General features: G+C 61.6%; 9 protein-coding genes. 5 read left to right on the top strand and 4 right to left on the bottom strand.

All coding sequences use genetic code 11. The features are described 5' to 3' along the window. Positions 1-393, bottom strand: a 393-nt coding sequence (locus AC1DX0_RS24665) for an alanine--tRNA ligase-related protein (protein WP_477357154.1), incomplete at its 3' end; no start/stop codon positions are given. Further along, positions 393-1,427 carry a cysteine synthase A gene (locus AC1DX0_RS24660; protein ID WP_477357152.1) on the bottom strand — a complete coding sequence of 345 codons (1,035 nt, stop codon included), beginning with the start codon at positions 1,425-1,427 and terminating at the stop codon, positions 393-395. The genes AC1DX0_RS24665 and AC1DX0_RS24660, both read right to left, overlap by 1 nt. Positions 1,428-1,753: 326 nt before the next feature. On the opposite strand from AC1DX0_RS24660, the gene AC1DX0_RS24655 reads away from it, so the two are divergent. Then, a complete protein-coding gene (locus AC1DX0_RS24655; protein WP_477220665.1) occupies positions 1,754-2,575 on the top strand; it encodes an SDR family oxidoreductase in 822 nt (273 codons plus the stop codon). 93 nt (positions 2,576-2,668) lie between these two features. Continuing rightward, the gene (locus AC1DX0_RS24650) at positions 2,669-3,643 is read left to right on the top strand and encodes an alpha/beta hydrolase (protein WP_477220666.1); all 975 of its coding nucleotides are present in this window, start codon (positions 2,669-2,671) and stop codon (positions 3,641-3,643) included. 106 nt (positions 3,644-3,749) lie between these two features. Here the strand turns inward: AC1DX0_RS24650 and AC1DX0_RS24645 are convergent, their stop codons facing one another. Beyond that, positions 3,750-5,174, bottom strand: coding sequence for a DEAD/DEAH box helicase (locus AC1DX0_RS24645; protein WP_477220667.1), 1,425 nt, complete (start codon positions 5,172-5,174; stop codon positions 3,750-3,752). A gap of 445 nt (positions 5,175-5,619) precedes the next feature. On the opposite strand from AC1DX0_RS24645, the gene AC1DX0_RS24640 reads away from it, so the two are divergent. The 3 genes from AC1DX0_RS24640 to AC1DX0_RS24630 all read left to right on the top strand — a co-directional run bounded on the left by AC1DX0_RS24640 (position 5,620) and on the right by AC1DX0_RS24630 (position 7,869). After that, on the top strand, positions 5,620-5,910 hold the full coding sequence (locus tag AC1DX0_RS24640; protein ID WP_477220702.1) for a type II toxin-antitoxin system RelE/ParE family toxin: 291 nt from the start codon (positions 5,620-5,622) through the stop codon (positions 5,908-5,910). Then, a complete protein-coding gene (locus AC1DX0_RS24635) occupies positions 5,907-6,215 on the top strand; it encodes an addiction module antidote protein (RefSeq protein WP_477220668.1) in 309 nt (102 codons plus the stop codon). The genes AC1DX0_RS24640 and AC1DX0_RS24635 overlap by 4 nt, the downstream gene beginning before the upstream one ends. Before the next feature lie 121 nt (positions 6,216-6,336). Further along, the gene (locus AC1DX0_RS24630; protein WP_477220669.1) at positions 6,337-7,869 is read left to right on the top strand and encodes an acyl-CoA carboxylase subunit beta; all 1,533 of its coding nucleotides are present in this window, start codon (positions 6,337-6,339) and stop codon (positions 7,867-7,869) included. 40 nt (positions 7,870-7,909) lie between these two features. Here the strand turns inward: AC1DX0_RS24630 and AC1DX0_RS24625 are convergent. Further along, positions 7,910-9,825: hypothetical protein (locus AC1DX0_RS24625; protein ID WP_477357150.1), on the bottom strand; the 1,916-nt coding region annotated here is incomplete at its 5' end.

Raw genomic sequence — 9,825 nt, 5'->3', positions numbered from 1 at the left:
GCTGACGACCTCGGAAACAGCAGCACCCGTGATTGGAAACGGGCAAACGACTGTAAGCAGGTGACAGGCCGCATGCATGCGCATCAGGAGATGCCGACGCTCCCAGTCGAGGGCGAGTTTCACCTTCTCGCCAACCGCAAAGGCCGCCTGTTCCGGCGCCGGCACATGGATGATCTCGTCCTTGGTTTCACCGGTAATGGTGGCGGCGATGGCGATGCGGCTGCCATCGGCGCGCTCGAAATAGCCGGCGTCTCCCGGCTGGCCACCCGAGGTGGCGTAGAAGATCGTGCGGTCGAGGATGATGCCGCCACGATCATTGATGGCAATGACTGTCGCATCCGCCGTGCTGAGATAAGCATCGTCGCGAAACAGCGCTTCGGTCTTGTGCGCCATCACGCGACCTTTTCGAAAGGCACCGAAATCTTGCTCTTCAGCTCCATCCAGCCCGGCACCGGGAGGCCCTTCTCGCGCAGGAATTCCGGGTTGAACAGCTTCGATTGATAGCGCGTGCCATAGTCGCAAAGAATGGTCACGATGGTGTGGCCGGGGCCCAATTCCCTGGCCAGCCGGATGGCGCCGGCAATGTTGATGCCGGTCGAACCGCCGACGCAAAGGCCCTCTTCCTGGATCAGGTCGAAGACGATCGGCAGCGCGTCCTCATCCCTGATCTGGAAGGAGAAGTCCGGCGTGAACCCTTCGAGGTTGGCGGTTATGCGCCCCTGCCCGATGCCTTCGGTGATCGAACTGCCCTCGGACGTCAATTCGCCGCTGGTGTAGAAACTGTAGAGCGCGGCCCCAAGCGGATCAGCAAGCGCGATCTTCACATTGTTGCTCTTGGCCTTCAGCCCCATGGCAACACCGGCAAGCGTGCCGCCGGAACCGACCGCCGAGACGAAACCGTTGACCTTGCCGCCGGTCTGGGCCCAGATTTCCTGCGCCGTGGTGCGGATATGGCCGTCGCGGTTGGCGACATTGTCGAACTGGTTGGCCCAGATGGCGCCGTTCGGCTCGCTCCTGGCCATCTGTTCGGCCAGCCGTCCCGACAATTTCACGTAATTGTTGGGGTTCTTGTAGGGCACCGCCGGCACCTCGATCAGCTCGGCGCCGAGCAACCGGATCGTGTCCTTCTTTTCCTGGCTCTGCGTATCAGGGATGACGATGACAGTGCGGTAGCCCAGCGCTTTGGCGACCAGCGTCAGCCCGATGCCCGTGTTGCCGGCCGTTCCCTCGACGATGACGCCGCCCGGCTTCAACAGGCCGCGCTGTTCGGCGTCACGGATGATGAACAGGCCGGCGCGATCCTTGACCGATTGCCCCGGATTCATGAATTCGGCCTTGCCCAGGATCTCGCAACCGGTTTCTTCGGAAGCTTTGTTGAGGCGGATCAGAGGCGTGTTGCCGATCGCGTCGATCACAGAACGGGGCATTCAGGATTCCTTGTGTGCGTACGCCGAAACCCTAGAAACCCGAAGCTTCGGTTTCAAGGCAAGAATTCGTCTGGTCCAGTCGCATTTCCGGCACCACGGTGCATGGGCGTCCTCGCGAGCGGACGAATATCCTACAGTTCATTTGCACCCAACGTCGAAAAGCACTCTTTTCATTCGATTTCTTCACCGCTAGAGCAATTCCAGGAAAAGTGCGTAGCGGTTTTCCGTCCGGAATTGCTCCAAACAAAGAATAGAGCTGTTCAACGTTTCCGTGAAACGGTGAACCGCTCTAGAGCAAGGCACCAACAAACTCGGCAGGGCGCAGCATGACACTCTATCGGGCCGATCCGAAACACGGCGTCGCCTGGGTCACGGGCGGCTCGAGCGGCATTGGCCGCTCGCTGGCCAGGGACCTGGCGTCTCAAGGCTATGCGGTGGCGGTAACGGCGCTGGACGACGATCCTATCGACACGCTCATCGTCGAGACCGCGCAGATGCCGGGCAGCGTCACGGCATTTCCCTGCGACGTCACCGACGCGCCGCGCATGGAAAAGACGGTGGCCGCGATCGAGAAGGAACTCGGCCCCATCGTTCTCGCCGTCTTCAATGCCGGAAACTACATTTCGACGCCTGGAGAGGCTCTCGTCGTCAAGGACTTTCGCCGCTCCTTCGAGGTCAATTATTTCGGCATCATCAACGGGCTGGTGCCGGTCGTGGAATATATGCGCGTGCGGGCGCGCGGCCATGTCGTGCTGGTCGGATCGGTCACCGCCTATTTCGGCTGGCCGACCACTGCCGCCTATGGCGGCACCAAGGCGGCAATCAACATCCTGGCCGAGTCGCTGAAGTATGATTTCGACAAGATGAACATCCGAGTCCAGGTGATAAACCCCGGGTTTGTCGACACGCCGCTGACCGAAAAGAACATGCTGCCAATGCCAGGCCTGATGCCGGTCAGTCGAGCGACACGCCGTATGGTGAAGGCAATCAAATCCGGCGGCTTCGAAGTCACCTTTCCGTACCGGACGAGCTGGCCGCTGAAATTTCTCAGCCTGTTGCCGAGGCCGGTCACCCGATGGGTGATCATCTTGATGACCAGTTGGAAGGCCCGACCGCTGCATTACGAGCGTAAGCTGCCCAACGAATAGGATGCGCACAGGATTGGTGGGTTGGCTGCCTAAGCGGCCGTTGCCTGTTCATGGCCGCCGCCATAGGTTCGTTGTTGTTGCGTGGAGTCTGCGATGGGGCGACGGATCGTGCTTGCTGTGCTGGGCCTGATCGCCGTCCTTGCTCTGGCCTTCGTCCTTGGTCCCCGCGTTCCCGTCGACACCACGATCCGTTTCGATCCTTCCGTCATCGGTGACGATCCGCAGGCCTATGTGGCAAAGGTGGAAGCCGCCGTTCCCGGTATCCGCGACGGGCTGGAGAAGGAGATCGTCTGGGCCAACCCGATGGTGCACGCCAGGACGCCGCTGTCGATCGTCTACATCCACGGCTTTTCGGCTTCGAAGGGCGAGGTCCGCCCCCTGCCCGATGAGGTGGCCGACCAGCTTGACGCCAACCTGTTCTACACCCGTCTCACCGGCCACGGGCAGGACGGCGCGGCGATGACGCAAGGCAGCGTCAATGCCTGGATCAACGATTATGAGGAGGCGCTCGCCATCGGCCGGGCGATCGGTGACAAGGTGATCGTCATCTCTACCTCGACCGGCGGCTCGCTGGCGGTATGGGCGGCAACGCAGCCGGGCGCATCGGATGGCGTGGCCGCGATCGCGTTCATCTCACCCAATTTCGGCGTCAAGGCCTCCGGCGCCGAGCTCCTGACCATGCCGTGGGGTAAACAGATCGCCGAACTCGTCATCGGCAAGGAGCGCAGCTTCGTGGCGCGCAACGCACTGCACGAAAAATTCTGGACCACCAAATATCCGGTTGCCGCGACGCTGCCGATGCAGGCGCTGACGGAACTTGCCTATGGGGCGCCGGTGGAGAAGGCAACCATCCCGGCTTTGTTCATCTTCTCGGATATGGACAGGGTGGTCCGGCCCGACCGCACACGTGAGATCGCCGGGCGTTGGGGTGGCGCGCATGAGCTGGTGCCCATCGAAAGCACCGGCGACCCGGACAACCATGTCATTGCCGGCGATGTGCTGTCGCCATCGACCACGGCGTTCCTGGCGCAGAGAATCGCCGTCTGGGTCGAGGCGGTGGCGAAGTAAGGGTCAAACGAAAGGGCGACCGAAGCATCGCTTCAGCCGCCCTCTTCTTATCAATCACGGCAACCAGCCAGGCCCAAAGGCTTGGCTGATGACAACGCGGTCTGGCTTACGCAGCCCGCGCCGCCGGCCGCTTGCCGCCGAAGCGGCGCTTGTTGTTGCCCTTGAAGGCTGGCTTGCCGCCTTCCGGCTTGCGCTCACCGGCGAAGGCCGGCTTGTCGCCGAAGCGCTTCTTGCCGAAGCCGTTGCCCTTGTTCTCTCCGCCCGGCCGCCTGCCGTCGCGACGGCCGTTACGGTCGTTGCGATCATTGGCGGGCTCGAAGCGCTCGTTCTTTTCAGCCGGATTGCGCTGCGGATCGGGGCTGCCGAGATGGTCGGCAACGATCGGCAGCTTGGTGCGGATGATGCGCTCGACCTGACGCAGCTTGCTGTTTTCCGAAGGATCGCAAAGCGTGATCGCAATGCCGTCCATGCCGTTGCGGCCGGTGCGGCCGATGCGGTGGACGTAGCTTTCGGCCTCGTCGGGCAGGTCGAAGTTCACGACATGGCTGATGCCGGGGACGTCGATGCCGCGTGCGGCAATGTCGGTCGCGACCAGAATGCGCACAGATCCCTCACGGAAATCGTTGAGCGCCTTCTGACGGGCGTTCTGCGACTTGTTGCCGTGAATGACGGCGGCCTTGAAGCCGTCGCGCTCGAGGTCCTTAGTCACCCGGTCGGCGCCATGCTTGGTGCGCGAAAAGATGATGACGGACTTCATCGCCTCGTCGGCGAGCATCGTCGACAGCACCTGGCGCTTCTGCTTGGTGCGGGCGAAGACGACGCCCTGCGAGATTTCGACCGCCGCGGTGCTGTGCGGCGAGACTTCGATGCGGACGGGGTTCTTCAACAGGCCCTTGGCCAGTTCCGCGATCTCGTCCGGCATGGTGGCCGAAAACAGCGCCGTCTGGCGATCAGGCGCGGTCGCCTTGGCGATGCGCTTGACGTCGTTGATGAAGCCCATGTCGAGCATGCGGTCGCCCTCGTCCAGCACCAGCCATTTGGTGTCGGAGAGTATGAGGTCGCCCTCGCGCACCAGGTCGGTCAACCGGCCGGGTGTGGCAATGAGGATGTCGACGCCGGGCGCAACCTTCTTCACCTGGCTGAAGCGCGAGACGCCGCCCAGCACGAGTGCGGTGGAGACATGCTGGCCTTTTGCTAGGATCTTGATGGTGTCTTCGATCTGCACGGCAAGCTCACGCGTCGGCGCCAGGATCAGCGCACGGGCCGTCTTGGCGCGCCGCTTGGTGCCGAGCGCGATGATCTTCGACAGGATCGGCAGCGCAAAGGCCGCGGTCTTGCCGGAGCCGGTCTGCGCGATGCCGAAAATGTCACGGCCTTCCAGCTGCGGCGGGATCGCCTGCATCTGGATCGGCTTCGGTTCGCTGAAGCCGGCATTGTGGGTGGCCTTGAGCAGCGCACCCGTAATTCCCAGCGCCGCGAAACCGGTGAGTTCCGTAGTGACGTTGCCGGGCAATGTGTTTTCGTTGGTCAAAATAATCTTCTTTCACGCGGCTCCGTGGCCGCAAACATCGATGGCGGCAGGGCGCAACCTGCCGTCGAAAAATTTGATATGAAACGACAAGGCGGGCGGACGTCAACGTCCACTCGGCTGCGCTGTCGTGCCCGCAGGCGTCATGCCACGGGGCTTTTTCGCCGCCTTACCGATTTGTCGGGAAGAGGGAAAACAGACGCAACCAGTCTCATTTGTCGAGAAGGCCGGAATCTCCCGGCCCAAGCGCCTATGGGCTGCATATGGCTGAGTTCGCCCCCGAATGCAAGGGGCGTCATGTTGCAGCGCAGCAAAACGGCCCTTGATAAGCTGATATGAAGGGAGTTCGTCGTCATACCCGACGGGCGACGCACACGCATATGAGCAATCCGTGAACTACAATTCACATTTCATTTGATTGATTGTGAACTTTGGATTACAAATGCCGATGATCGAAGTTCGCAAAACTGCCGAGTTCGCCGACTGGTTCAAGTCTCTCAAGGACACCCGGGCCAAGGCGCGCATTCAGATTCGGATCGACCGCGTTGAGCTTGGCAATCTCGGCGATGCCAAGTTTTTCGATGGCATCGGGGAATTGCGGGTCGACTATGGCCCAGGCTACCGCGTCTATTTCGTAAAGATCGGCAACACGATTATCATTCTGCTCTGCAGCGGCGACAAGTCATCGCAAAAAGCTGACATCAAAAAAGCCATCAGCATGGCGAAGGGGGTCAAATGATCATCGATACAACCAAATGGGACGCTTCTGAATTCCTCGACAGTGAGGAAGCTATCTTTGCCTATATCGAAGCGGCATTCGAAGACGGTGATCCTGCCATCATCACCCATGCACTCGGCAACGTTGCCAGGGCACGAGGCATGACATCGATCGCCAAAGATGCCGGCGTCACGCGTGAGGCGCTATACAAAGCGCTGAGCGACAAGGGCGATCCGAAGCTGTCAACGCTGCTTGGCGTCATGAAGGCGCTCGGGCTCAGATTGACGGCGGAGGCCGTATCTGCAGAGCCCAGGCTAGCCGGTTAATACGCCAACAAGTTGCTTGAGGCGTTCGTGGGTTGACTAGCGTTTGAGCATCGATCCGCTGCGCTTGCACTCTCCTGCGGGTGCCATTACCACGAAATGCAGCCTGCTCGGGAGATCGGCCATGAAGGATGTACTCAAGGAACTCGAGCGCCGGCGCGACATCGCCCGCATGGGTGGTGGCCAGACGCGCATCGACGCTCAGCACAAGAAGGGCAAGCTCACCGCGCGCGAGCGCATCGAGGTGTTTCTCGATGAAGGCTCCTTCGAGGAATTCGACATGTATGTCGAGCACCGCTCGACCGATTTCGGCATGGAGAAGACCAAGATCGCCGGCGATGGTGTCGTCACCGGTTGGGGCACGGTCAATGGCCGTCCGGTCTACCTCTTCGCCAAGGATTTTACAGTGTTCGGCGGGTCGCTGTCGGAAGCCCATGCCGAAAAAGTGATCAAGGTGCAGGAGATGGCGCTGCGCAACCGTGCGCCGATCATCGGCATTTACGACGCCGGCGGCGCGCGCATCCAGGAAGGCGTGGCGGCGCTTGGCGGCTACGCCGAAATCTTCCAGCGCAACGTGCTGGCCTCCGGCGTCATTCCGCAGATTTCGGTGATCATGGGCCCGTGTGCCGGCGGCGACGTCTATTCGCCTGCCATGACCGACTTCATCTTCATGGTGCGCGATACCTCCTACATGTTCGTCACCGGGCCGGATGTGGTGAAGACCGTCACCAATGAGACGGTGACGGCCGAGAGCCTTGGCGGCGCCTCCGTGCACACGACGAAATCCTCGATCGCCGACGGCGCCTATGACAATGATGTCGAGGCACTGTTGCAGATGCGCCGGCTGGTCGATTTCTTGCCCGCATCGAACACATCGGAAACCCCTGAGATCGAATGCTACCAGTCGGTCACCGACCATGATCCGTCGCTGGACCGGCTGATCCCCGACAACGCCAACAAACCTTACGACATCAAGGAACTGATCCTGAAGGTCGCCGATGAAGGCGACTTCTTCGAAATCCAGCAGAGCTTTGCCAAAAACATCGTCACCGGATTCGGGCGCGTCGAGGGCCGCACGGTCGGCTTCGTCGCCAACCAGCCGATGGTGCTGGCCGGCGTGCTCGATTCCGACGCCAGCCGCAAGGCGGCGCGCTTCGTGCGTTTTTGCGACTGTTTTTCGATCCCGATCGTCACCTTCGTCGATGTCCCAGGCTTCCTGCCCGGCACCGCGCAGGAATATGGCGGGCTGATCAAGCATGGTGCGAAGCTGCTCTTTGCCTATGCCGAGGCAACCGTGCCGAAGATCACCGTCATCACCAGAAAAGCTTATGGCGGCGCCTATGACGTGATGGCGTCGAAACATCTGCGCGGCGACATGAACTATGCTTGGCCGACGGCGCAGATCGCGGTGATGGGCGCCAGGGGCGCGGTCGAGATCATCTACCGCAAGGACATCGGCGACGCGGAAAAAATCGCAGCCCATACAAAGGCTTACGAGGATCGCTTCCTATCGCCATTCGTTGCCGCCGAGCGCGGCTATGTCGACGACGTGATCATGCCGCACTCGACCCGCCGCCGCATTGCGCGCGCGCTCAGGATGCTGCGCAACAAGGACATGCAGAACCCCTGGAAGAAGCACGACAACATCCCGCTGTGAGGCGGCCGATGGGCGTCTGTCAGAGGTAGCTGTCGGGCCCTCACTTCTCCTCCGCCGCGCCGAATCCCGCGTCCTTGGAGGCGCTGGTAGGGCTCGCCCAAGGTGTTGCGTGATTGTCGATGCGCATCTGGAAAATGAAATAGGTCGGCGAGCAAAAGCCGATGCCTTTCACTTTCGAAATGCCCGGCGTGTCGGGTGGCATTGACTGGCACATATAATCCTCGCGGCAGAAATGCTCGGCATCACAGGCCGGCCGGTTGCCGCGATTGACGGCGCCGCCAAGGCACTGGTCGAAATTGTTGGTCGCCACGCAGATGTCGAATTTTTTTCCGCCGACCATCCCGCAGATTTCGGAAGGCATCGCTTTGCCTGGCTTGAAGGCCGTGAAGGCACGGTCCTTGTCGTCACAACCGCGATAGGCGATGCCTGCAGGCACACCGATCTTCGGCGGACGGCAGGTGTAGGCGGCGCGCGAGACATCCGGCGCAAAGGCCGCGAACTGCCCCGTGATGCTGTAGCGGTCATTGAAAGGCTGCGTCGCATTGCTGGCAATCGACCCGGTCAGGCAGGGATGGCCGGAGAACATTTTTGGGCTGTCCTTGGGCAACAGACATTGCGCCAGCGTGGTGCGCACGCCTGATGCTGTCGCCAGCGGCGTGCAGACGGTGCCGCCACCGCATTGCCAGGTCGCGCCGAAACGCTTGGCGTCGTCCGGCATCAGGCATGGCATCGCCATCTCGGCCGGCACGTAATCGACATCGCCGGTATCGGTCCACGTCGCAGGCGGCGCGAAGGACAGCGGCCGGTAGCGGTTCGGCTGCTTGCCGTCCTGCGTTGCGCGCAGCCAGGCCTGGCGCCGGGGGATTTCGGCATGGAGATGCGGCGAGATGCCGACTTCGATGCGGTTGAGCGGCGATGTCGTCTTGTCATCGAGGCCGATGAAGTGGAACCCGGCGGTGGAACCCGCCTGGTGACAGCCCTGGCAAGCGCCATTGTCCAAGCGCTCGACCAGCGCCTCCGGCGTGCGCACAAGTTTCGGCGAGGAATAATCGAGCGATGCGAATTCCTTGGGTTGGAATAATTGCGTAAACGGATGATTGGCCTGTCTTGCGCTGCCGAACGTCGACCATGAGATGATTTTTTTCGCCAGAAATGCGTCGGGGATTTCGTAGACTCCGAGATCGATCGCCGCGACGTTGGCGCTGACATAATCGGCGAGCTCTTTCTTCAGCGCCGCGTCTTGCGAGAGCCGCGCTGTGTCCGGCGTGTTCTCCAGCGGCTTCTCGCTGACCGCAGCGCCTTCGATGCCGAAGATCCGCATGAGATAGGCCGCCTGCCCACCGAATTCAGTCTCCTGACCGGAGGGAAAGCGCACCACTTGCGCATTGAGTTCGAGCTGCTTGAAGGTGAGCCCGGCCCGCTCCAGCGGCCCGCCGGTCAGCCAGCCGGCATCGACGGTCTCGTCAAGCTGCGGCGTCCAGCGCCCGGCTACGCCGACGCAGCCGCCATCGGCATCGGCTGCCGCACTGTAGACGGCGTTGAAGTTGAACGGCAGCCGCGAGGCCAGAACCTTGCCGCCCTTCTTGAAACTATAGGCCAGGCGATAGATGAAACGCACCTCGCCACAGCTCTTGTCGCCCTCCAGGGCAGCGAAATCATGCCGGTCGAGCCGGTTGACGACGCCGACCAGCCGGAAGCGCGCCGCCCCGGTCTTCAGCCAGCGCATGTCCATGATGCGGCCGACATTGCCGTCGGTCACCTCATAGAGCGTGCGCCCGCCGGCCTTCATCTCGGCGCGCAGCGCGGCGATGTCTGATGCCACGGTATCGACGATCGCATGATAGGCCGGCGCCTTGTCATAGAGTGTCTTCAGGTTGTCCTCGCCATCGACGTCGAAAATGCCGGCGAAGCCAAAGCCCTTGGCATCGAGGGCGGCGAGCACCGCCGGATCATCGA

The organism is Mesorhizobium sp. P3_A9 (assembly GCF_056402975.1).
The sequence above is the reverse complement of the archived record's forward strand: the minus strand, read 5'-3'. Positions and strand labels throughout refer to the sequence as shown.